Here is a 22,687-nt window from a genome sequence, read left to right as displayed (position 1 = left end):
TCACATTCGGACGGTGATTTATTTTTTTACTTTAGAGGATAATTGCCAGACAAAGGCGATCAGCAGCATACTGCCAGAGAAAGTCAGCATGAGGCTAGTAAGAAAATTGGATTTTCCGGTGGAATAAAAATAAATCTCATTCACCCCCACCGAAATCATTAAAATGGCGTAGAGCAATCCCAGAATAAGAATCGTCATTATTATCAACTCCCGTATCAGGCCGCGCGTTCAGCGCGCCGCTAAATCCTCCCCATAATAAATAGCGATCACGGGGAGGATGCATCTAGGCGGATCTTTAGCGTTCATTAATCATCCCATTTGGTGCTCATATAGGCCGCCAACAGGCCCAACGAGCTGATCATTGCCAGGAACCCCATAAAAATAGTCATGTTTCCCATTATTTTGTCCTCAGGTTAAATGTTATCGATAAAATCCCCTTGCGTTAAATATCGGGGTTGGTCGGCATCCATGGTTTTTAACGTCCTCCTCAGGCTTGTCACATTTCCGCCCTTTACGGGCGGAGCGGTTTAAATACCCAAAACGTGTTGGGCGATTTTGAAATAAATAATCAGGCCGGTGCCATCGATAAAGGTGGCGATAAACGGCGCCGACACCACGGCAGGATCGATGCCGAGACGTTTCAGCAGCATCGGGATGATCGACGAAACAATGGCGCTCCACACGGTGATCGCCACCAGCGACAGGCTGACCACCAGCGTCACCTCCATGCCGACGCCCATGATCCAGGCGCGCACCCAGGCCGCCAGACCGATGGTGACGGCGATCAGCAGCGAGGTCGTGACCTCCTTGCGGATCACCGCGCCCAGGTTGCGCAGGCTGACCTCGCCCAGCGCCATGGCGCGCACCAGCGTCGAGGTGATCTGGGTGCCGCTGTTGCCGCCGGTGCCGATCAGCAACGGGATGAAGAACGCCAGCGCAATCGCCGCTTCGAGCTGATCTTCAAACGCTTTCAGCACGTTGCCGGTGTAGGCTTCAGCGACGAACAACATCAGCAGCCACACCGAGCGTTTGCGCCACAGCGCCCACGGGCTGGTCTCCAGATAAGGCTTGTCCAGCGGCAGGCTCGCGCCCTGGCGTTGTGCATCCTCGGTGTTTTCATCCTCGACCAGCCGGGCGATCTCACGCTCGCCCAGTACGCCGACCAGCGTGTTATTGGCCACCACCGGCACCACGTCCAAACCGCCTTTGCCCAGCAGATGCGCCACGTCGTTACGGTCATCGTCGGGTGAAACCTGGAAATAGCTGTAATCCATCATTACACCGACGGCTTTATCCTGTTCTTCGCACTGCAACAGTTTTTTCACCGACAGTGTGCCGCGCAGATGATAATCGTCCGCGGTAATAAATACCCGGCTGGGAATTTCGTCCGTTTTGAGCTGTGAAAGTAAATATTCCCGGGCATGATTGACCGTCATCGTTGCGGGAACGGTAATAAAATCGGCGTTCATATAACCGGCGACCGAAGTCTCGTCGAGAGTTTCAGTCGCGTTCAGCGCCGGAGAAGAAGAGTGTTGATGTGACTTGATCATTTTGTCAGTCCCTATTTCTGTTGTGAACTTCAACAGCGAATCGCATAGGGGCGTAACCACAGAGGGAGTGCAGACTGCCTATCTCCGCGTCCAGGTTTTAGCACTATACAACGTATCCGAGTTGTTGCTCGGAAGTTACTTTGGGCTGAACCTTAATCCGATAAAGCCTGTCTTAACCTTGGGCATCTCTCGATGTCGTCAGATCAGTAACCTGTGTTTGTATAGGAGCCTCGCCAAACGAGATACTGCATATAAACTACCGGCGCAGTATAGGCGTTGTTTTATCCGGCGGGAAGAAAAGATTGCCCGTCGTTTATGGAGTATTTAGGATAATATTAATTAAACGGCCATTTATAAAAACGGCTGATATAAATCAGCCGTTTTTTATTTTTCAGTGTTCGAGAATGTAGACGTTTTTATCGTATAAGGCGCCCTGACGAGTAAAGTCGATCCCCTTCACGTAAGGTTTGATGAGCGTGGCGTTGGCTTCGTAGTAAACCGGCGCGACCGGCGTATCGACGGCCAGCACCGCCTCGGCCTGCTGGAAATACTGCTGCACCTGCTGCGGTGTCGGCGCCGCCGTCGCCTGATGCAGAATGCGATCGTACTCCGGATTGCGGTATTTGGGGCTGTTCTCGCTGCTGTCGGAACGGAACACGTTCAGGAAAGTAGACGGATCGTTGTAATCCGCCAGCCAGCGAGTAAAGGCCACGCCGTACTGCCCGCGGTTGATATTGTCCAGCGTGACTTTGCGCTCCTGGCTTTGCAAGGTGGCCTCTGCGCCGAGGTTCTTTTTCCACATGGCGGCGGCGGCGATGACGATCTTCTTAATGGTGGCGTCATTGCTGTACAGCACGGTAAAGCGCAGCGGATGCTCGGCGTTGAAACCGGCCTGCGCCAGCAGTTGCTTCGCCTGGGCGTGGCGTTGTTCCGGCGTCAAACCGGCCGCGGCGCCGGGCTGCAGGCTATAACCGCCCGCCCCGGTTGGGGTAAAGGTCCAGGCCGGCTGCTGGCCGTATCCCAACACTTTGCCGGCGATAATCTCTTTGTCCAGCGCCAGGTTCAGCGCCTGGCGCACCCGCACGTCGTTAAACGGCGCCTGGCGGTTGTTGAAGGCGAAATAGCTGGTGGAGAGCAGCGGATAGGTCACCAGCTGTTGCTCGCCGAGCGTTTTTTTCAGCTGCTGATACAGCTCCGGCGGCGTGGTATACCCCAATTCAACCTCACCGGCGCGAAAACGCGCCACTTCCGGGAAGCCCTGGATCGGCAAGAAGGTGACCTTGTTGAGCACGGTATTGGCGTTATCCCAATACTGCGGGTTACGTTCCACCACCACCTTTTCGTTCACCACCCACTGGCTGAGGCGGAACGCCCCGTTGCCGACAAAGTGCGCCGGCTGCGTCCAGTTTTTGCCGTACTGCTCCACCACCTTGCGGTTAACCGGCAAAACCGGGAAATGCACCAGTTGCTTGAGCAGATAGGAATTAGGCTCCGACAGCGTCACCTGCAGAGTGTGCGCATCCAGCGCCTTGACGCCCAGCTCGCTCGGCGATTTGCTGCCGGCGTTGATCGCCGCCGCATTCAGCACGTAGGCCGAAGCCAGATAGCTGCCGTACGGCGAGGCGGTTTTCGGATCGGTGAGGCGCCGCCAGCTGTATACAAAATCGTCGGCGGTCACCGGATCGCCGTTCGACCATTTGGCCTGCGGCCGCAGATGGAAAGTCCAGACGTTGCCCTGATGCTCCCACGTCTGCGCCAGTGCCGGGATCACTTCACCGTCTTTTCCGACGCGCAGCAAGCCTTCGAACAGATCGTTGAAGATGTAGAACTCCACATTGCTTTCGGCCAGGTTTGGATCCAGCGTCGCCGGTTCATACCCGTTGGCGCGCACCAGTTCTTGCACCGCCGCCAGTTTAACGCCTGCCGGCACCTCTGCGGCATGGGCAGCCGTAGCATTAAAAGCCAGGAGGATTAAACCAGCCAGTTTCTTGCCATTAAATGAATATTTCACGTCGATATCCCTGATTAGTGTTTTATCGCGTTTAATATGCAATGAGACAGTGGAATAAATTAAATCATTAATCGCTATGAGTCATAACCAAAAGCGGTGTTGAATTTCTTTCATTATCAAAGAAGTACTGGCGACAGAACGATGAAAAACACGAGGATAAACGCGGAGACCGGCATTGCCGTCAGGAACGCCGTGAACCGGCGGCGACATAAATTCAGGCAATCAATACAAGATTATTCCAGCCGAAGCTTAACTTATCCTTAGGGCAATTCATTTTGTGAGCGATCGTCAAAAATAATTTAATACGAATCGTTTTCACTATCATTATTGATGTTCTTGGCTAAAATCGGCCTGCTTGCGCTCGCCAGGCGATATTCGTTTTCTTCATTCGAACGCTAAAAAGGATAACTGCATGAAGCTGCGTATTTCATCTCTCGGCCCCGTCGCCCTGCTCGCCTCCTCGATGATGCTGGCCTTTGGCGCTCAGGCGGCCTCCGCCGACCAGGGCATCGTTATTTATAACGCCCAGCATGAAAATCTGGTGAAATCCTGGGTCGACGGATTTACCAAAGACACCGGCATCAAGGTGACGCTGCGCAACGGCGGCGACAGCGAACTGGGCAACCAACTGGTACAGGAAGGCAGCGCTTCACCTGCCGACGTGTTTCTGACGGAAAACTCCCCGGCGATGGTGTTGGTGGATAACGCCAAGCTGTTCGCCCCGCTGGACGCCGCCACGCTGGCCCAGGTGGAACCACAATATCGCCCAAGCCACGGCCGCTGGATCGGCATCGCCGCCCGCTCTACCGTGTTTGTTTATAACCCGGCCAAACTGAGCGACGCGCAGCTGCCGAAGTCACTGCTGGATCTGGCCAAGCCGGAATGGAAAGGCCGCTGGGCCGCTTCGCCGTCGGGCGCCGATTTCCAGGCGATCGTCAGCGCGCTGCTGGAGCTGAAAGGCGAGAAAGCCACGCTGGACTGGCTGAAAGCGATGAAAACCAACTTTACCGCCTATAAAGGCAACAGCACGGTGATGAAAGCGGTCAATGCCGGCCAGATCGACAGCGGCGTGATCTATCACTACTACCCGTTCGTGGATGGCGCGAAAACCGGCGAGAACAGCAACAACATCAAGCTGTATTACTTCAAACATCAGGATCCGGGCGCCTTCGTCAGCATCTCCGGCGGCGGCGTGCTGGCTTCCAGCAAGCATCAGCAGCAGGCGCAGGCGTTCATCAAGTGGATCACCGGCAAACAGGGCCAGGAGATCTTGCGCACCAACAACGCCTTCGAATACGCCGTCGGCGTCGGTGCGGCCTCTAACCCGAAACTGGTGCCGCTGAAAGATCTGGACGCGCCGAAGGTAGACGCCGCGCAGTTGAACAGTAAGAAAGTTGTCGAACTGATGACCGAGGCGGGCCTGCTGTAAGGCCCGCCGGCAAACCGAGAGTTTTTGATCGTTATGTCAAACCTGAGTACCCACGCCGCGCAGACCGCGCGGCGTTATTCCGCTATCCCCCGTCACCCGCGGCCAGGGGCGATCGTGGTGGTCAGCGCCGTGTTGCTGTCGCTGCTGGCGCTGTTGCCGCTGGGATTCGTTATCGGCGTGGCGGTTGAAACCGGCTGGCAAACGGTCAAAGCACTGGTTTTCCGCCCACGCGTGGCGGAGCTGCTGTTGAATACTTTGTTGTTGGTGGTGCTGACGCTGCCGATTTGCGCCGTGCTGGGCGTGGCCCTGGCCTGGTTGACCGAACGCACCACGCTGCCGGGCCGCCGTCTCTGGGCGGTATTGGCGACCGCGCCGCTGGCGGTGCCGGCCTTCGTGCAAAGCTATGCCTGGATCAGCCTGGTGCCGTCGATGCACGGCCTGGGCGCCGGCGTTTTCATCTCGGTGCTCGCTTACTTCCCGTTTATCTACCTGCCGGCCGCCGCCGTGCTGCGCCGCCTGGATCCCGGTATCGAAGACGTCGCCACCTCACTCGGCTCCCGGCCGCCGGCGGTGTTTTTCCGCGTGGTATTGCCTCAACTGAAACTGGCGGTCTGGGGCGGCTCGCTGCTGATCGCGTTGCACTTGCTGGCGGAGTATGGCCTGTACGCCATGATCCGTTTCGATACCTTCACCACCGCGATCTTCGATCAGTTCCAGTCGACCTTCAACGGCCCGGCGGCCAACATGCTGGCCGGCGTGTTGGTGCTGTGCTGCCTGGGGCTGCTGTTGCTTGAGGCCATAAGCCGTGGCCGCGCACGCTATGCCCGCGTCGGTTCCGGCAGCGCACGCAGCCAAACGCCGCGCCGCCTTTCGCCGCCGCTCGCCGCGCTGGCGCTGCTGCTGCCGATCGCGCTGACCGCGCTGGCGTTGGGCGTGCCTTTCATCACCCTGGCCCGCTGGCTGTGGCTGGGCGGCCTCGACGTATGGCGCAACGCCGATCTGTGGCCCGCGCTGTGGCAAACGCTGTCGCTGTCCGCCGCCGGCGCGCTGCTGATCACCCTGTGCGCCATTCCGATGGCCTGGCTGTCGGTACGCTATCCGGCCCGGCTGTATCGGGTACTGGAAGGCTGCAACTACGTGACCAGCTCGCTGCCCGGCATCGTGGTGGCGCTGGCGCTGGTGACCATCACCATTCACAGTTTCCGGCCGATTTACCAGACCGAAATCACCCTGCTGCTGGCGTATCTGCTGATGTTTATGCCGCGAGCGTTGATCAACCTGCGCGCCGGCATCGCGCAGGCGCCGGTGGAGTTGGAAAACGTGGCGCGCAGCCTGGGCAAATCGCCGGCGCAGGCGCTGTGGAGCACCACGCTGCGGCTGGCGGCGCCGGGCGCCGCCGCGGGCGCTGCGCTGGTGTTCCTGGCGATCGCCAATGAATTGACCGCCACGTTGCTGCTGGCGCCGAACGGCACCCGCACGCTGGCCACCGGCTTCTGGGCGCTGACCAGCGAGATAGACTACGTCGCCGCCGCGCCTTATGCGCTAATTATGGTGGCGCTGTCGCTGCCGCTCACCTGGCTTCTTTATTCTCAATCTAAACGCACGGCGGGACTATGAGCACGCTCGAACTGCACGGTATCGGAAAATCTTACAACGCCATCAGAGTGCTGGAACATATTGACCTGCAGGTTACCGCCGGCAGCCGCACGGCGATCGTCGGCCCTTCCGGCTCCGGCAAAACCACTCTGCTGCGCATCATCGCCGGCTTTGAAATCCCCGACGGCGGCCAGATCCTGCTGCAGGGGCAAGCCATGGGCAACGGCGGCGGCTGGGTGCCTGCACACCTGCGCGGCATCGGCTTCGTTCCGCAGGATGGCGCGCTGTTCCCGCACTTTACCGTCGCCGGCAACATCGGTTTTGGCCTCAAGGGCAGCAAACGCGAGAAACAGCATCGCATCGAGGCGTTAATGGAGATGGTGGCGCTGGATCGCCGTCTGGCGGCCCTGTGGCCGCATGAACTGTCCGGCGGGCAGCAGCAGCGGGTCGCGCTGGCGCGCGCTCTGTCGCAGCAACCCCGGCTGATGCTGCTGGACGAGCCGTTCTCGGCGCTGGATACCGGCCTGCGCGCCGCCACCCGAAAAGCGGTGGCCGAACTGCTGACGGAGGCCAAAGTAGCGTCGATCCTGGTCACCCACGATCAGAGCGAGGCGCTGTCGTTCGCCGATCAGGTGGCGGTGATGCGCAATGGCCGGCTGGCGCAGGTGGGCGCGCCGCAGGATCTTTATCTGCGCCCGGTCGATGAACCGACCGCCAGCTTCCTTGGCGAAACGCTGGTGTTGACCGCCGAACTGGCGCACGGCTGGGCCGACTGCGCACTGGGGCGCATCGCCGTCGACGATCGCCAACGCAGCGGCCCGGCGCGCATCATGCTGCGCCCGGAGCAGATTCAAATCGGCTTGTCCGATCCGGCGCAGCGCGGCCAGGCGGTGATCACCGGCATCGATTTCGCCGGCTTCGTCTCTACGCTCAACCTGCGGATGGTCGCCGGCGGCGCGCAAATCGAGATCAAAACCGTCAGCCGCGAAGGCCTGCAGCCCGGTTCTCAGGTCACTCTCAACGTAATGGGCCAGGCGCATATTTTCGCCGGCTGACTCACTTAAGGCCGGGCTGCTCCCCGGCCTTCTCAGCGGCAAATCTTGTCGCGGCGCGGCTTTTTCGGCGCCAGCAGATAATCCACCACGCTTTCGTCAACGCAGCTGTCGATGCCGTTCAGCGCCAGCGTATGCCCGTCGCGTTCGCGGGTGATCAGCGGGCTTTTAAAGGCGGCGGCCATCACTTGCGCGTTGCGGTACGGGGTAGTCGGATCGTAGCGCTGGGCAACGAACAGCAGCGGCGGCAACGCGGCGGACGCCACCGGGGTGTGCGGCCGATCTTTGCCGCGGTACGGCCACAGATCGCACATTTCCAGCGGGTATTCGTGCAGCGGCAGATAGTGGGCATACAAAGCGGCGGTATTGATCTCCTGCCGCTGCCGGCGCAACTGCTGCGGATCGGCCGTCGGGTTGGCGACGTCGGCGCAGGTGATGACGTTCAGGGCGTCATCGGCATCCGGCGAATAGCTTTCGTCGATCAGATCGGAAACCTGCTGCCCGGCGATGCCGGCATCGAGCTGGCGCAGCACGGTGGCCAGCTCATGCCAGCGCTCCGGCCACAGCAGCAGCGAACGCGTGACCGTCAACACGTCGTCGGCGGAGATTTCATAGCCTGCCGCAGTGACGAACGGCTGCTCGTGCAGCTTGCGCAGCAAGGCGTGATAGCGCTGCAGCGCCTGATTGGCGCCGCCGCCCAGCTGACAGCTGTCGGTTTTACCGCAGTAGGCGGCGAAGCGCAGGAAGCTTTGCTGGAAACCCCGTTCCTGGTTCAGCCGCTGGGTGAAATCGTCCTCAGCCAGGTCCACCACCCCGTCGAGCACCAGCGCGCGCGTTTTCTTCGGAAAACGCTCGGCATACAGCGCCGCCACCTTGGTGCCGTAAGAGTACGCCACCGCCGTCAGCCCTGGCTCGCCCAGCGCGTGGCGGATCGCATTCAGATCGTTGACCGCTTCGTCGGTGCCGATATGTTGCAGCACGTCCGCGCCGGTCTGTTTGATGCAGGCGGCAATCAGGGCGCGCGTCTGGTTCTCCGCGCCGGCCACGTCGTTGTCGTCCGGTTCAGGGCGTTCGTCACCTTCGGCCAGCTGGCAGGAGATTTTCGGCGTCGATTGGCCGACGCCGCGCGGATCGTAACCGATGATGTCGTAGGATTTACGCAGCCTGGCGACGTGGGCGTCGTTGCCTAAATAGGGGTTGATGCCCGGCAGGCCCGGCCCGCCGCTGATCGTCACCACGCTGCCCTTTTTCGGCCCGGTGGCGGGCAGCAGGGTCAGCGCCAGGCGCACGGTCTGTTCGCCCGCCTGCACGGTATGAGCGGGCGGCGTGGCGTACGCCAGCGGCACCTCGAGATAGCCACAGCGCAGCCCCGGCGGCGGCGCCTCATCGAACCAACGCTGAAAGCCGCTGTTGAGACAAGATTGCCAACGAATGCCGTTTCCGGCCGCCGCCCCGTGGAGCGCAGGCTTAGCCTGAGCGGGCAACGCGGCGGCAGTCGCGGCGAGCAGCGCCAGAATACGCAGTACTGACATGGGGAGTCCTTTCAACTCAACGAATCGGTCAAAGGGTAACGGTACCCGGTTAAACCGCTAGCCAATAGAACACAAAAAGCCGCGCGGGTGAAGCCGTCACCGCGCGCCCGGCAAGACTTTTCTCTGCTCGGATTGCTCTTATAACGCACAGAGTGCTGCAAAAAACGTAGTTTGCCTGCTAGGCTTAGGGTTCATTATCCCACAAGGAACAGGAGAGCAGCATGTTTGGAAAAGCGGAAGACAAAGCCAATGAAGCCGCAGGCGCGGTAGAAGAAGCGTTCGGCAAAGCCGTTGATTCGCCGGAGCATCAGGTGCGCGGCGCGGCGCGAAAATACGCCTCCCAGGCCAGCTATGCCGCCCGAGACGCCGCGGACAGCGTAAGAACGCAGGTGGAAGCCAACCCGCTGGCCGGCGTGGCCGTTGCGGCGGCGGTCGGCATCGTTTTCGGCTTCCTGCTGGGACGCAAATAAGCGGCGAACGCGCCGCTCGACAACAGGCCCGTTACGGGCCTTTTTTTCGCCTGTGTGCAAACTTTCATCTATCACAGCCATCGCTTAAAAAAACCAACGCCTTCAACTACGATTAGTTTGTGACCAGAGCGAGGCTCTGCGATCCGACGGATAACCCTATGAGGATTATCACCATTATCCATGCTGTTTAAGCCGCTCTCCTTCACGCGGCTAAGAAAGGTTGATTATGGCTCGCACCACCCCTATCGAACGTTACCGCAATATCGGCATCTCCGCGCATATCGATGCCGGCAAGACCACCACCACCGAGCGGATTCTGTTTTACACCGGGGTCAGCCACAAGCTGGGTGAAGTGCATGACGGCGCGGCGACCATGGACTGGATGGCGCAGGAACAGGAGCGCGGCATCACCATCACCTCGGCGGCCACCACCTGCTTCTGGAACGGCATGCAGCATAACTATCCGCAGCACCGCATCAATATCATCGATACCCCCGGGCACGTCGATTTCACCATTGAAGTGGAACGCTCGATGCGCGTGCTGGACGGCGCCGTGATGGTCTATGACTCGGTGGGCGGCGTGCAGCCGCAGTCGGAAACCGTCTGGCGCCAGGCCAACAAGTACAAGGTGCCGCGGCTGGCGTTCGTCAACAAGATGGACCGCATCGGCGCGGATTTTTTCCGCGTGCGTAAAATGATGATCGAGCGCCTGAAAGCCAACCCGGTGCCGATCGTTATCCCCATCGGCGCCGAAGACCGCTTCAGCGGCGTGGTGGATCTGGTGCGGATGAAGGCCATTCTGTGGGACGAGGCCTCGCAGGGCATGAACTTCAGCTTCGAAGAGATCCCGGCAGAGCTGCGCGATTCGGCGCAGGAATGGCGTGAAAACATGATTGAAGCGGCCGCCGAAGCCTCGGAAGAACTGATGGAGAAATACCTCAATCAGGTGCCGCTGAGCGAAGAGGAGATCGTCCACGCGCTGCGGGTGCGCACCGTCGCCGGTGAAATCCAGCCGATGCTGTGCGGCTCGGCGTTTCGCAACAAAGGGGTGCAACGCATGCTGGACGCGGTGATCGAGCTGATGCCCTCGCCGCTCGATGTGCCGCCGATGGAAGGCCACGGCGAACACGATGAAATCATCACCCGCAAAGCCGACGACAACGAAAAGTTCTCGGCGCTGGCGTTCAAGCTGATGACCGATCCGTTCGTCGGCCAGCTGACCTTCGTGCGCGTCTACTCCGGGGTGCTGGCCAAAGGCAGCAGCGTTTACAACCCGATCAAAGGCAAAAAGGAGCGCATCGGCCGCATCGTGCAAATGCATGCCAACGATCGTAAGGACATCGACGAGCTGCACGCCGGCGACATCGCCGCCTGCGTCGGCCTGAAGGACGTCACCACCGGCGATACGCTGTGCGATCCCGGCGCCATCATTACGCTGGAGCGCATGACCTTCCCCGAGCCGGTGATAGCCCAGGCGATCGAGCCGAAAACCAAGGGCGACCAGGAGAAAATGGGCATCGCGCTGCAGCGCCTCTCTTCGGAAGATCCGTCGTTCCGGGTGCGCACCGATGAAGAATCCGGCCAGACCATTATCTACGGCATGGGCGAGCTACACCTGGAGATTATCGTCGATCGCATGCGCCGTGAATTCGGGGTGGAGACCACCACCGGCAAGCCGCAGGTGTCGTACCGCGAAACCATCCGCAAGCGGGTGGCCGACGTGGAAGGCAAGTTCGTGCGCCAGTCCGGCGGTAAAGGGCAATACGGCCATGTGGTGCTGACCGTCGAGCCGAACGAACCCGGCAAAGGCTTCGAGTTCTTCGATGAGATCAAGGGCGGCGTCATTCCGGGCGAGTTTATCCCGGCGGTGAAAAAAGGCGTGCTCGAGGCGCTGAATAACGGCGTGCTGGCCGGTTATCAGGTAGTGGACGTCAAGGTGCACCTGACCTTCGGTTCTTACCATGACGTCGACTCGTCGGAACAGGCGTTTCGCATGGCGGCGATCTTCGGCTTCAAGGAAGCCTGCCGTCTGGCGGATCCGGTGATCCTGGAGCCCATCATGTCGGTGGAGGTGGAAACGCCGGAGGATTACGCCGGCAACGTGATGGGCGACCTCTCCTCACGCCGCGGCCTGGTGCAGGGCATGGAAGAGATCCCGGGCGGCGGCGGCAAGGAAATTCGCGCCAAGGTGCCGCTGTCCGAGATGTTCGGCTACTCGACCACCCTGCGTTCGATGTCGCAGGGCCGCGCCACCTACACCATGGAATTCAGCCACTACGCCGAAGCGCCGCGCAACGTGGCCGAAGAGATCATTCACCACAGCAAGCGTTAACCCTCGCGCCCGCCGCTGCGGCGGGCGTCACCCCTGCTTTTCCTCCAGCGCCACCACCACCGGCTGCGGCTTGATGCGCATGGCGTACACCACGCCGGCGATCAAACAGACGATACCGGCCAGCGTCAGCAACGGCGGCCAGGCCTGGCGCAGCAGAAAGGTATACGCCAACCCCGCCAGAATTTCGAACACGATGAGCGGCCCCACCAACACCGTCGGCAGCCGCTGGCTGGCTTCGTTCCAGCACAGCGCCCCCAGCCAGGAACAGAACACGCCGATGATCAGCATCAGCGGAATAAACACCTCAGGGCGCGGGCCGAACGGCAAGGTGAACGCCGGCTCGCTCAATGCCAATTGGCCGCAGACCGCCAGATAGCCCAGCAGCGCCAGCGGCAGCGTCACCAGCCCTTGGGCCGTGGCCCAGGTGGCCGGACGCTGCGTCGGATTCTCCCGCAGCCAGCGTGAATTGCGCAGCGGGAACCAGGTCCAGCACGCCACCGCCAACACGGCCAGCCCAAGACCGCTGAGATAGCGCCAGCCGTCGATCGATACCGCATTGCCGCGCAGCTCGGCGACGTTCACGCACGCCAATCCACAGACGATCAGCAGCAGCGCCGGCGCCAGCTTGCCCCAGGCCAGGCGCCCGTCGTGCCGGCCGTAAAACAGGTTGGCGCAGATGGCGATCACCACCGGCAAAGTGCCGATGATCATGGTCGAGACCGGTGCGCCGGTGCGCTGAATGGCGCTGGCCAAACACAGGTAGTACAGCAGATTGCCGATGGCCGTCAGCTTGAGCGCTTCCAGCCAATCCTGACGCCGCAGCTTGCGCAGACGGCGACGATCAAACCACGCCAGCGGCAAGGTAATCAGCCCAAAGGCCAGATAGCGCCCGGTGGACTGCAGCGCGGCGGGATAGTCCGGTACCAGCAGCGGGCCGACGAAAATCAGTCCCCACATCAGCCCGGCGGCCAGGGCAAACACAACGCCAATGAACATAACGACTCCGACAAACGGCCGGCGCGGCCAACCCGCCCGACAAGACAGCGGCAGAGTAACGAAAACGCGGGGAGGAATGATTGTAGCAGGTTGCTGTTTTAGCCCAATTTCACCTGTTTCTGGAAACGCACCGGCGTGACGCCGTAACGGTTAGCGAACGCGCGCGTCAGGTGCGCCTGATCGGTCAACCCCGCCGCCGCCGCCACCTGTGCGGCGGGCATGCCGCGCTCCAGCATGCGTTTAGCCTGCGACAGCCGGATCGCCATCAGCATCTGCTGCGGAGAGACGTGATATTCGGCCTTGAACTTGCGCTGGAAATGGTACGGGCTGAGCGAGACCAGATCGGCCAGTTGGTGGAGGGTTACGGCCTCGGCGTAATTATCGTGCAGGTAGCTTTTCACCACCTCGAAACGGTGCGCCGCCTCGGCTTTCTCTCGTTGACCGGTGCGGATATGCGGTTGCAGCAACTCGACGGCCTCCAGCAGCAGGCCGTCGAGCGTAAGCGGATCGTCGGTTTGCCACAGCATGGCGAGAATGGCGGACAGGCGCTGCGCCGCCCGCGGATCGTGGCGCACCGCATCAGTAAACCACTGGCTCCGATCGCCGGACAGCTGCTCCAGCGCCTCGGGCGCCAGATAGAGCATGCGGTAACACCAACCGCCCGGCGTTTCGGCTTCGCCGGTGTGCAGCTCGTCCGGGTTCATCAGTACCAGCGCGCCCGGCGCCGCCAAATGCTGCGCCCCGCGATAGCGAAAACGCTCCGCCCCGGTATCCACGGTGCCGATGGCGAAGGCGTCATGGGTATGCGGCTCGAAGGCATAGCGCTCAATGTGCGCCTGATAGAGTTCGACGCCGGGCAGATGCGACAAATGCCGGAACTGCGCGCAATCCTTCTCGAACGGAAACTGTTGTGGAACCCCTTGCACCCGACCTCCTCATCCGTGCTGACAATCTGCTCAGCATAGCCAAAACATCGCCGATTGAGTAGCCGCCCTGGTCCTTTCGTGCCCCTCGCCTGGACGATCGCCGCCATTCGGCGTAGGGTTAAGGTCCCTGTCCCATTCAGGCGCGCCGCATCGCAAAACTCAGCGGCCCCTGACCACTCCGTAAACAAGAGGCAACAATGTATCCGGATACTCAACTGTATATCGATGGACAATGGCGCAACGCGCTGGCCGGGAAAACCCTGCCTGTCACCAACCCCGCCAGCGACGAGGTCATCGGTCAGGTGGCGCACGCCGCCACAGAGGATCTCGATCTGGCGCTGGCCGCCACCGAGCGCGGATTTAACCTCTGGCGCAACACCGCCGCACACCAGCGCGCCAACCTGATGCGCAAAGCCGCTGCGCTGCTGCGCGAACGCGCCGACGCCATCGCCGCCATCATGACGCAGGAACAGGGCAAACCGGTGGCGCAGGCCAAGATTGAAATTCTCAACGCCGCCGACGTTATCGACTGGTTCGCCGGCGAAGCCAGCCGCACCTACGGGCAGATCATTCCGTCCCGCGCCCGCGACGTGCAGCAGCAAACCCTGAAACTGCCGGTCGGCCCGGTGGCCGCCTTCACGCCGTGGAACTTCCCGATTAACCAGATCGTGCGCAAGCTGTCCGCCGCGCTGGCGGCGGGCTGTTCCATCATCGTCAAAGGCCCGGAAGAAACCCCGGCCTCCCCGGCAGAGCTGATCAAAGCCTTCGCCGACGCCGGTATCCCAGCCGGGGTGATCGCGCTGGTGTACGGCACCCCGGCGGAAATCTCGGAATACCTGATCCCGCATCCGACCATTCGCAAGATCTCCTTCACCGGCTCCACCCGCGTGGGCAAACATCTGGCGGCGCTGGCCGGCCAGCATATGAAAAAGGCCACCATGGAGCTGGGTGGCCACGCGCCGGTGCTGATCTTTGACGACGCCGATCTCGACGCAGCGGCCAAAGAGCTGGCGCAGTCGAAGTTCCGCAACGCCGGCCAGGTCTGTATCGCCCCGACCCGCTTCCTGATCCAGCAAGGCGTTTATGAAGCCTTCGTGGAGAAATTCACCGCTGCCGTGCGTGAGCTCAAGCTCGGCAACGGGCTGGAAGACGGCGTGACGATGGGCCCGATGGTGCTGGGCCGCAGCGTCGACAATATCGAGGCGCTGGTGCAGGACGCTATCGCCCACGGAGCGAAGGCCAGCACCGGCGGCAAACGCGTGGCGGGCAAAGGCAACTTCTTCGAGCCGACGGTGCTGCGCGACGTGCCGCTGAGCGCGCGCGCCATGTCGGAAGAGCCGTTTGGCCCGGTCGCCCTGCTGCGCCCGTTCGCCACCTACGACGAGGCGATCGCCGAAGCCAACCGCCTGCCGTACGGGCTGGCCGCCTACGCCTACAGCCGCAACATCGCCACCGTCAATGCGCTGGGGCGCGACGTGGAGAGCGGCATGCTGAGCATCAACCACATCGGTTTTGGCCTGCCGGAAACGCCGTTTGGCGGCGTGAAAGACTCCGGTCACGGCACCGAAGGCGGCAGCGAAGCGATCGAATCCTATCTGGAAACCCGCTTCGTCACCGTCGCCGGCCGTTAATCACGTGTCTGATGAATAGCCAAACGCCCCGCAATGCGGGGCTTTTTTTTACTCGCGAGCCAGCTCGAACAGCCGTCGCGCCGCCGGGGTCAACCCCAGCATGTGTATGCAGGCATGCACCATGCCCGGCAACCGTTCGCAGCGTACCGCCACACCCGCCTCACGCAGCCGCTGCGCATACTGTTCGGCCTCATCGCGCAGCGGATCATATTCGCAACTCAGAATGGTGGCCGGCGGTAACCCGCGCAGCGTGGCGGCGTGCAGCGGTTCGCCGTAGGGTTCGCGCCGCTGAGCCAGATACTGCTGCCAACAAAATACCATCGCGTCGCGCGTCAGAAAGTGCCCCTCGACAAACTCGCAATAGCTCTCCGTCGCCATTTCGCGGCTGAGCGCCGGGTACAGCAGCAGTTGGCGCTCGATATGCGGGCCGCCGCGATCCCGCGCCAGCAGCGCGACCGCCGCCGCCAGATTGCCCCCGGCGCTGTCGCCGCCCACCGCCAGGCGCTGCGCGTCGATCCCCAACTGCGGCGCCTGTTGCACCACCCAGCAGAGCGCCTGATAGACATCTTCCAGCGGCTGCGGAAACGGATACTCCGGCGCCAGACGATAGTCGACCGACAGGATCACCCGGCCGGTGGCGTTAGCCAGCGCCTGGCAGGGCTGGTCATACAGCGACAGCGAACCGAGGCACCAGCCGCCGCCGTGGGCGAACAGCATCGCCGGTTGTGCGGCAGCGCGCCTTTCCCCCGCCGGTAGATAGGCGCGCAGCGCAATCCGGTGCCCATCGGTGGCGACCACCGTATAGTCCCTGACGCCGCCGCTCGGTGCCGCCTCGCCCTGCAGCAGACGCAAACCGGTTTCCGTGGCCGCCCGCATGTCCGCCAGCGACGCGGGCGGCGGCACATCGGCCGATGCCGTCAAAAAGGCGGCGATGCGTTCATCAAGCGGCATGCTGTTCTCCCGCCAGGAACGGTGTAATCAATGCGATAAACGCTTCATGACACTCCTCGGTGATGAAATGGCCGCAGCCGGCGACCGTTTCGCCCCGCAGATCGCGCGCATTGCCCTGCAGCGTCGTCAGCGGCGCGTCGCCGGTGGCGTGTTCCGCCCCCACGGTCAGCACCGGCATCGTCAATGGCGTGGCGGCGCGCACTCGGTTCTGGCGAACGGTATCCGGGATCGCCCGGTAATAGTCGAATCCGGCGCGCAGGCCGCCCGGCGCCGAATAGGCGGCGATATAGACCTCAGCCGCCACCCGATCGCGCCGATAAGACCAGCGGTTGAAGATATAGCCAAGATACTCCCGTTCGCGCCCCTGGGTCAGGGTCTCCGGCAAATCCGCCAACTGGTTGAACATGAAATGCCACAGGAAGATGTTCTCCTCCGGCGCGACGAAAATCGGCGGCGGCGGCGCCAGACCGGGGATCACCGCCTCCGTCAGCACCAGGCGCTCCACCGCCTGCGGAAAATCGCTCGCCATGGCGTAACCGACCCACATGCCGATGTCGTGGCCGACCAGTTGGTAACGTTCGTGGCCCAGTTGCGCCATCATCGCGTGCAACGCCGCACCGATGCTGCCGGTGTCGTAGCCGCCGACGGGCTTGTCAGAGTCGCCGATGCCCGGCGGATCGACGGCGATCGCCTGAAAACCGGCCGCCGCCAAGGCGCGCATCACATGGCGCCAGGTGTACCAGGTTTGCGGCCAGCCGGGGATCAGCAACACCGGCCGCCCTTCACCGGCTATCACGCAGTGGATACGTTGGCCATTGACCTGGGTATAGACGTGTTCCGCCCCGAGATCCTGCAACAGGATCTCGTTCTCTTGTTGTTTCATGGGGTTAACTCCCTGTGGGGTCAGGCTCAGCGAATGCCGAGCAACGCATTGATCTGCTGAGGATTGACCGGCGCACCGGCGAAGTCATCGAACACTTTGTCGGTGACATGGATGATGCGATCGCGAATGAAGGCCGCGCCTTCGCGCGCGCCGTCCTGCGGATTTTTCAGGCAGCATTCCCACTCCAGCGTCGCCCAGCCCGAATAGCCGTACTGCGTCAAACGGGAAAAAATGCCGTTGAAATCGACCTGACCGTCGCCCAGCGAGCGGAAGCGGCCGGCGCGATCGATCCATGACTGATAACCGCCGTAAATGCCCTGGCGGCCGGTCGGATTGAACTCGGCGTCCTTAACGTGGAACATGCCGATAACCTCTTTATAGATATCGATAAACTCCAGATAGTTGAGCTGCTGCAGCACCATATGGCTCGGATCGAACAGCACCCGGCAACGCGGGTGGTGGCCGACGCGTTCCAGAAACATCTCGTAGGTCACGCCGTCATGCAGATCTTCACTCGGGTGAATTTCGTAGCACAGGTTGATGCCCTGCTCGTCGCAGGCGTTGAGCACCGGCAGCCAGCGTTTGGCCAGCTCGTTGAACGCGGCGTCGATCAATCCTTCCGGGCGCTGCGGGAACGGGAACAGATAGGGCCAGGCCAGTGAACCGGAAAAGGTGCCCAGCTCGCTGAGCCCGAGCCGCGCCGAGGCTTTTACCGCCAGCAGCATTTGCTGCCACGCCCACTCGCCGCGCGCTTTGGCATCGCCGTGCAGCGCCGGCGGCGCGAAGCTGTCGCACAGCGCATCGTAAGCCGGGTGCACCGCCATCAGTTGGCCGAAAATATGGCTGGTCAGTTCGCTGACCACCAACCCATGCTCCGCCAACATACCGGTCAGATCGTCGCAGTAGGTTTGGCTTTGCGCAGCGGTGGCCACGTCGAATAAACGCCGATCCCAGGCCGGGATCTGCAACGCGCTAAAACCGGTCTGCGCCGCCCACTCGGCAATGGCGGGCAGGCTGTTGAACGGCGCTGTCTCATCGCTGAACTGCGCGAGATGCAGGCTTGGACCTTTGAGGGTTTTCATCGTAAGCTCCAATTAGTTGTCGATTGACAAACAATAGGAGCAAAGCGTGGCGACCGCAAGCGAAATTTATAAAGGCATTGGTATTCCCGCCGATTTAGGCGATCCTATGTCGCTGAATGGCAGGTAAATTGGAGCAGCGAATGGCAGGCAGACCGCGCGAGTTCGATCGCGAACAGGCGCTCTTGAAGGCGCGAAACTTATTTTGGCGGCAGGGTTACGAAGGCACCTCGATGTCGGATCTGGTGGCGGAATTGGGTATTGCTTCCGCGCGCATCTACAAAGCGTTCGGCTCCAAAGAGCAGCTGTTCCGCGAGGCGATCGCCAGTTACGAAACCAAGGAAGGCGGCTTTGCCGATCGCGCCTTCGCGCAGGAAAGCGGCATTCGCCCGGCGCTCAAACGCCTGCTGGAAGATGCCGTGCGGCTCTATAGCCGGCCGGATCTGCCGCAGGGCTGCATGGTGGTCTCCTCCGCCGCCAGCGTCAGCGCGGAAAACGACGGACTCAAAGTTTGGCTGGCAGAGCATCGGCTGCAGCGCACGCAGCAGATCGTCGAACGGCTGCGCCAGGCGGTGCAAACCGGCGAACTGCCGGCCGACACCGACGCCGACAGCCTGGGGGACTATTTCGCCGTCTTCTTGCACGGCCTGTCGATTCAAGCGCGTGACGGCGTCACAGAAGCGCGGTTATTGGCGGCGATGAACGTGGCGCTCAGGGCATTGGGCAACCGCGCCTAATCGATTCTTGAATGCGGTTCAAACTCCGGCGCGTTTTACCTATGGCTGTGGAGGAACCGCGTTTGTGACAAAATCTGCGACGTGAGGATTGGTATTTTCCGGCTTGTGAATCAAAGCAACCTGATACGGGATCTGTTCTCCACTAAGCCGACAAAAAGAAACGTTTGCCCAGCCGCTTTTTTGCATGAATTCAGGGACCAGACTGACTCCTAATCCCGAAGCAACAAGGCCGACTATCGTTTCCATCTGCACGGCTTGCTGAACAACCTCAGGAGCAAATCCTGCCTTTTCGCAGGCCTCAATGATAGCACGATAGAGACCTGGCCCTTCCTGCTCGGGAAACAATACCCACGGCTCCCTGGCCAGGGCAGAAAGCGAAAGAACGTCGCTTGTTCCGGCAGGATGTTTACTCGGCATAACGGCAATCAGCGGGCAGCTAAAAAATGGATGGCAAGACAGTTTCGGTATGGCGTATTCAGGAACAGGTAAAACCGCAATGCCAATATCAAGCGTGTCTTCCAAAAGGCTCACAACCTGTCGCGCGGTGGTCATTTCTTTCAGTTCAAGGACGACCTCCGGACAGGAAAAGTGAAAACGGGCGACTATTTCGGGAAGCAGATGTCTGACGGCGGAAGCGACAAAACCGATGCGCAAAGCCCCCGTCATTCCCTGGCCGGCGCGTCGTGTCAGCAACATCGACCGTTCCATCTGCATCAGCGTCGCAGCCGCTTCTTTCTGTAACACTTTGCCTGCCGGCGTCAGCGCCGTTATACGATTAGTTCGTTCAAAAAGCCGGGTGCCCAACGTCTCTTCCATATGACGGATCGCAGCGGTAAGGGGCGGCTGAGCCATATGCAGGCGCTCTGCCGCTTTCCTGATATTCATGGTCTCCGCAACAGCAAGAAACTGGCGAAGCTGACGCAGGGTGAGCATATCGCGATACCTTAAACGTATTAAGAAAGCCTCACGATAGTATTAGACACACAAGCAAGGCCGCCAGAAGATGCTTTCTGTATATATTCGCGGAGCAGAAATAACAATGAGCATACTCAGATCGTTGTCACTGACTTACCGAAGCCTAAATATGTTGCTGGCCCTCCTTGTGATGTCGGCATCACCCACACTGGCTGCATCGAAAGAAAATGAAATCTCCGCGCCGATAAAGCGAACAGACAGGTACATTGTGCTTGCGGACGGAGAGCAACTCCATGTCAGGGAAGTCCGCCTGAAATCTGAAGGCAAGATACCGCAACCGCCTGTGCTGCTGATTCATGGCGCGCGGGTTCCCGGCCTCGCCTCCTTTGACTTGCCTGTCAAAGGCGGCTCTCTGGCGGCAGATCTGGCATTTGCAGGCTTTCGAGTGTACATCCTCGATCTGCGGGGGTATGGGCTATCCAGCCGCCCGGCCGCGATGAATAGCCCCCCAGACCAATCGGCGCCTTTAATCCGCACTGCGGATGCCGTGGCCGATATCGCTCACGCCGTGCAGGCTATTCAGGCGTGGAGCGGCGCCCCTCGCGTTAACCTCCTGGGATGGGCGACGGGAGGACACTGGGCGGGCGCTTATGCGGCCCAATACCCACAGAATGTGGAACGACTGGTGCTCTATAACACGCTTTATGGCGGAACCACCCACCACCCGCTGCTGGGCCAGGGATCGCCGCTGGACGATCCTCAAAACCCGGGACATTTCAACGCAGCCAAATTTGGCGGCTGGAACCTGAGCACGCGGGACAGTCTGTTTGTTGCCTGGGATAACAGCATTCCCGTGGCGGATAAAACACAGTGGCGTGATGAGACAGTTAAACGCGCTTACGGTGATGCCGCACTGGCATCGGACAACACCTCGCAGCGCAGAACGCCACACAGCTTCCGCGCACCGACCGGTGCAATGGCTGACAGCTTTGAACTGGCGATGGGCAGAAAACAGTGGTCGGCAACCGCCTTAACCACCGTTCCCGTATTGGTTGTTCGCTCGGAGCGGGATTTCTGGAGCCGGCCCGAGGATGTTGACGCCATCATGAAAGATGCCCCTTCAGCCGAAAAGCTGGTCATTCCTGAAGCAACACATTTTGTCCATCTCGATAGGGATAACGCCGGCAGACAACGCTTTCTCCAGGGCGTTGTCAGATTTCTGGCGCAGCCTCAGCCCAACGACGGCGCTTGATCTTCCGGCAGATCGACAATCACCAGCGTGCCTTCGCTGCCCGGCAACACGCGGTGCGGCACGCCGGCCGCGGCCTGATACAGCTGCCCGGCCCGCACCACCACTTCTTCCCCCGCCACCTGCAGCCGCAGGCGGCCGCTGATCACCAGCAACCCTTCGCTGTAATCATGCACTTCATCCGCAATGCTGCGCGCATCCATACGCAGCACTTTGATATTGGCCGCACCGACGCGGCCCAGCACGGCGGAACGCCAGGCCTCGGGCAGTTCGGCCGCCTGCTGGTTTAAATCGAACAGCATCGTCATCCCCAGTTGCATGAAAAAACGCACTCTAGCCTGATTCTGTGCCACAGGGAAAGACGCTTTGGTTGCAGGTTATGACCGTTGGTTCTGAGGCGAGATGCGCCGGATGAACGCTTAAGACAGCAGCGCCGCGGCCTCCCGATCGGCGATAATCAACAGGTCCGGATGCAACATCAAAATGCTGGCGGGCACTGCGGCGTCGACAGGGCCGGTGACAATGCGCCGCAAAATGTCCGCTTTGTGGGAACCGTTGACGATCAGCACCAGCTTTTTGGCGGCCATCACGCTCGCAGGCCCCAGGGTGACGTAATGATCGGGCAGCCATTCAGTGCGGCCGCCCACCTCTTTGAGCAAAATGTCCGCCATATCCGGCCTGGCGGAAACCGGCACCCGACAAGTGCGGTCTTCGAAGGCAGTGGTGCCCGGCAGATTGCCGCAGAAATGCCCGTCCGCTCCGACGCCCATCACGATTGCATCCAGCCCGCCATCCTCGGCGATACGCCGATCGTGCTGGAGGTAGTTGTCCGAATTCAAGACGTGCAGTTGCCGCTCGGGGATCGCCGCCGGGCCGAAGAACATACGGTGCAGATTCTCCATGGTGACGCCATAGCCCAATCGGCCGGCGTAAGGAATTTCATCGAAATTATAGTAATGCACGTTGGCGAATTCCGCGTGGCCCTTGACGCGCGGAGCCAACAACTCATACATCCGTTTAGGCGTCGAGCCGGCGGTGATAGCCAGATTGACGCGCTGCGGGCGCAGCATGTAACTCAACAACAGGCTGGCGGCCAGCTCACTCATTTCCTGGTAGTCATTAGCGACGACAAGTTTCATTCCCTTCTCCTTTTGCAAAAAAAAAACCTAACCGCCCATCCGGCCATGTTCGATGCCGGGAGAGAAGTTAGGTTTTGCCTGATCGCGTCAGTAACAATCCGTTTCTTGTCAGGTTATGGCGGCCAGGAATGAAATGCAATCTGCACGGTGTGATAGGCGCCGCAGTTGTGACATTTCTTTTCTTGCCGGCTATCAAGCCGCGCAAATCG

Annotated in this window: 21 protein-coding genes and 1 riboswitch; of the genes, 8 read left to right on the top strand and 13 right to left on the bottom strand. The window is 60.8% G+C overall.

Translation table 11 applies throughout. The annotated features are described in order from the left end of the window. Window positions 1-18 precede the first annotated feature (18 nt). The 4 genes from ACMGF7_RS19570 to ACMGF7_RS19555 form a co-directional block, all read right to left on the bottom strand. On the bottom strand, window positions 19-198 hold the full coding sequence (locus ACMGF7_RS19570) for a hypothetical protein (protein WP_004938106.1): 180 nt from the start codon (window positions 196-198) through the stop codon (window positions 19-21). 107 nt (window positions 199-305) lie between these two features. Next, complete coding sequence (gene mgtS, locus ACMGF7_RS19565) at window positions 306-389, bottom strand: protein MgtS (protein ID WP_369803928.1); 84 nt, start codon at window positions 387-389, stop codon at window positions 306-308. Window positions 390-527: 138 nt separating this feature from the next. Further along, window positions 528-1,550 carry a magnesium transporter gene (locus ACMGF7_RS19560; protein ID WP_048323604.1) on the bottom strand — a complete coding sequence of 341 codons (1,023 nt, stop codon included), beginning with the start codon at window positions 1,548-1,550 and terminating at the stop codon, window positions 528-530. A 75-nt stretch (window positions 1,551-1,625) separates the two neighbouring features. Further along, a riboswitch (M-box (ykoK) riboswitch) is annotated at window positions 1,626-1,799 on the bottom strand. A gap of 142 nt (window positions 1,800-1,941) precedes the next feature. Then, complete coding sequence (locus ACMGF7_RS19555; protein ID WP_176325900.1) at window positions 1,942-3,561, bottom strand: ABC transporter substrate-binding protein; 1,620 nt, start codon at window positions 3,559-3,561, stop codon at window positions 1,942-1,944. 412 nt (window positions 3,562-3,973) lie between these two features. Here ACMGF7_RS19555 and ACMGF7_RS19550 point away from each other — a divergent pair, with 412 nt between their 5' ends. From ACMGF7_RS19550 to ACMGF7_RS19540, 3 genes are read left to right on the top strand one after another with little or no spacing between them, the layout of a single operon-like run. Continuing rightward, on the top strand, window positions 3,974-4,990 hold the full coding sequence (locus tag ACMGF7_RS19550) for an iron ABC transporter substrate-binding protein (protein WP_004938115.1): 1,017 nt from the start codon (window positions 3,974-3,976) through the stop codon (window positions 4,988-4,990). A 33-nt stretch (window positions 4,991-5,023) separates the two neighbouring features. Next, complete coding sequence (locus tag ACMGF7_RS19545; protein ID WP_049240937.1) at window positions 5,024-6,607, top strand: ABC transporter permease; 1,584 nt, start codon at window positions 5,024-5,026, stop codon at window positions 6,605-6,607. Then, window positions 6,604-7,641 carry an ABC transporter ATP-binding protein gene (locus ACMGF7_RS19540; protein WP_021503743.1) on the top strand — a complete coding sequence of 346 codons (1,038 nt, stop codon included), beginning with the start codon at window positions 6,604-6,606 and terminating at the stop codon, window positions 7,639-7,641. The genes ACMGF7_RS19545 and ACMGF7_RS19540 overlap by 4 nt, the downstream gene beginning before the upstream one ends. A 32-nt stretch (window positions 7,642-7,673) precedes the next feature. Here ACMGF7_RS19540 and ACMGF7_RS19535 read toward each other — a convergent pair whose 3' ends face one another. Next, the gene (locus tag ACMGF7_RS19535; protein WP_164094925.1) at window positions 7,674-9,170 is read right to left on the bottom strand and encodes an alpha/beta hydrolase; all 1,497 of its coding nucleotides are present in this window, start codon (window positions 9,168-9,170) and stop codon (window positions 7,674-7,676) included. A gap of 221 nt (window positions 9,171-9,391) precedes the next feature. Here ACMGF7_RS19535 and ACMGF7_RS19530 point away from each other — a divergent pair, with 221 nt between their 5' ends. Both ACMGF7_RS19530 and fusA read left to right on the top strand, forming a co-directional pair. Next, a complete protein-coding gene (locus ACMGF7_RS19530) occupies window positions 9,392-9,640 on the top strand; it encodes a glycine zipper domain-containing protein (protein ID WP_004938127.1) in 249 nt (82 codons plus the stop codon). Window positions 9,641-9,866: 226 nt separating this feature from the next. Further along, complete coding sequence (gene fusA, locus ACMGF7_RS19525; protein WP_420286586.1) at window positions 9,867-11,972, top strand: elongation factor G; 2,106 nt, start codon at window positions 9,867-9,869, stop codon at window positions 11,970-11,972. Window positions 11,973-11,999: 27 nt separating this feature from the next. Here the strand turns inward: fusA and ACMGF7_RS19520 are convergent, their stop codons facing one another. Then, complete coding sequence (locus ACMGF7_RS19520; RefSeq protein WP_197763530.1) at window positions 12,000-12,968, bottom strand: DMT family transporter; 969 nt, start codon at window positions 12,966-12,968, stop codon at window positions 12,000-12,002. A gap of 98 nt (window positions 12,969-13,066) precedes the next feature. Then, window positions 13,067-13,894 carry an AraC family transcriptional regulator gene (locus ACMGF7_RS19515; protein ID WP_164123803.1) on the bottom strand — a complete coding sequence of 276 codons (828 nt, stop codon included), beginning with the start codon at window positions 13,892-13,894 and terminating at the stop codon, window positions 13,067-13,069. A 197-nt stretch (window positions 13,895-14,091) separates the two neighbouring features. Here ACMGF7_RS19515 and ACMGF7_RS19510 point away from each other — a divergent pair, with 197 nt between their 5' ends. Continuing rightward, window positions 14,092-15,525 (top strand): NAD-dependent succinate-semialdehyde dehydrogenase, encoded by a 1,434-nt coding sequence (locus ACMGF7_RS19510; RefSeq protein WP_164094923.1) that lies wholly within the window; start codon window positions 14,092-14,094, stop codon window positions 15,523-15,525. A gap of 48 nt (window positions 15,526-15,573) precedes the next feature. On the opposite strand, the gene ACMGF7_RS19505 is transcribed toward ACMGF7_RS19510, so the two are convergent. Genes ACMGF7_RS19505 through ACMGF7_RS19495 form a run of 3 tightly spaced genes read right to left on the bottom strand, consistent with a single transcriptional unit; the run spans window position 15,574 to window position 18,441 of the window. Beyond that, complete coding sequence (locus ACMGF7_RS19505; RefSeq protein ID WP_197763528.1) at window positions 15,574-16,476, bottom strand: alpha/beta hydrolase; 903 nt, start codon at window positions 16,474-16,476, stop codon at window positions 15,574-15,576. Beyond that, window positions 16,466-17,359, bottom strand: coding sequence for an alpha/beta fold hydrolase (locus tag ACMGF7_RS19500; RefSeq protein ID WP_420286585.1), 894 nt, complete (start codon window positions 17,357-17,359; stop codon window positions 16,466-16,468). Before ACMGF7_RS19500 ends, ACMGF7_RS19505 begins: the two co-directional genes overlap by 11 nt. Window positions 17,360-17,385: 26 nt before the next feature. After that, window positions 17,386-18,441, bottom strand: a complete 1,056-nt coding sequence (locus ACMGF7_RS19495; RefSeq protein ID WP_420286584.1) for a sugar phosphate isomerase/epimerase family protein — start codon at window positions 18,439-18,441, stop codon at window positions 17,386-17,388. 140 nt (window positions 18,442-18,581) lie between these two features. Here ACMGF7_RS19495 and ACMGF7_RS19490 point away from each other — a divergent pair, with 140 nt between their 5' ends. Beyond that, entirely contained in the window at window positions 18,582-19,175 is a 594-nt protein-coding gene (locus tag ACMGF7_RS19490) for a TetR/AcrR family transcriptional regulator (protein WP_049240921.1), read from the top strand. Between the two features lie 39 nt (window positions 19,176-19,214). Here the strand turns inward: ACMGF7_RS19490 and ACMGF7_RS19485 are convergent, their stop codons facing one another. Further along, window positions 19,215-20,108 (bottom strand): LysR family transcriptional regulator, encoded by an 894-nt coding sequence (locus ACMGF7_RS19485; protein WP_049240920.1) that lies wholly within the window; start codon window positions 20,106-20,108, stop codon window positions 19,215-19,217. A gap of 106 nt (window positions 20,109-20,214) precedes the next feature. Between ACMGF7_RS19485 and ACMGF7_RS19480 the strand changes: the two genes are divergently transcribed. Beyond that, window positions 20,215-21,342, top strand: a complete 1,128-nt coding sequence (locus ACMGF7_RS19480; protein WP_065426065.1) for an alpha/beta fold hydrolase — start codon at window positions 20,215-20,217, stop codon at window positions 21,340-21,342. On the opposite strand, the gene ACMGF7_RS19475 is transcribed toward ACMGF7_RS19480, so the two are convergent. Both ACMGF7_RS19475 and ACMGF7_RS19470 read right to left on the bottom strand, forming a co-directional pair. Beyond that, complete coding sequence (locus ACMGF7_RS19475; protein WP_049241068.1) at window positions 21,321-21,641, bottom strand: cupin domain-containing protein; 321 nt, start codon at window positions 21,639-21,641, stop codon at window positions 21,321-21,323. The genes ACMGF7_RS19480 and ACMGF7_RS19475 overlap by 22 nt on opposite strands. 117 nt (window positions 21,642-21,758) lie before the next feature. Then, the gene (locus ACMGF7_RS19470; RefSeq protein ID WP_049240918.1) at window positions 21,759-22,478 is read right to left on the bottom strand and encodes a glucosamine-6-phosphate deaminase; all 720 of its coding nucleotides are present in this window, start codon (window positions 22,476-22,478) and stop codon (window positions 21,759-21,761) included. Window positions 22,479-22,687: the final 209 nt, after the last annotated feature.

The organism is Serratia sp. BNK-17 (assembly GCF_048684935.1).
GTDB classification, from domain to species: Bacteria; Pseudomonadota; Gammaproteobacteria; order Enterobacterales; family Enterobacteriaceae; genus Serratia; species Serratia nematodiphila.
The sequence above is the reverse complement of the archived record's forward strand: the minus strand, read 5'-3'. Positions and strand labels throughout refer to the sequence as shown.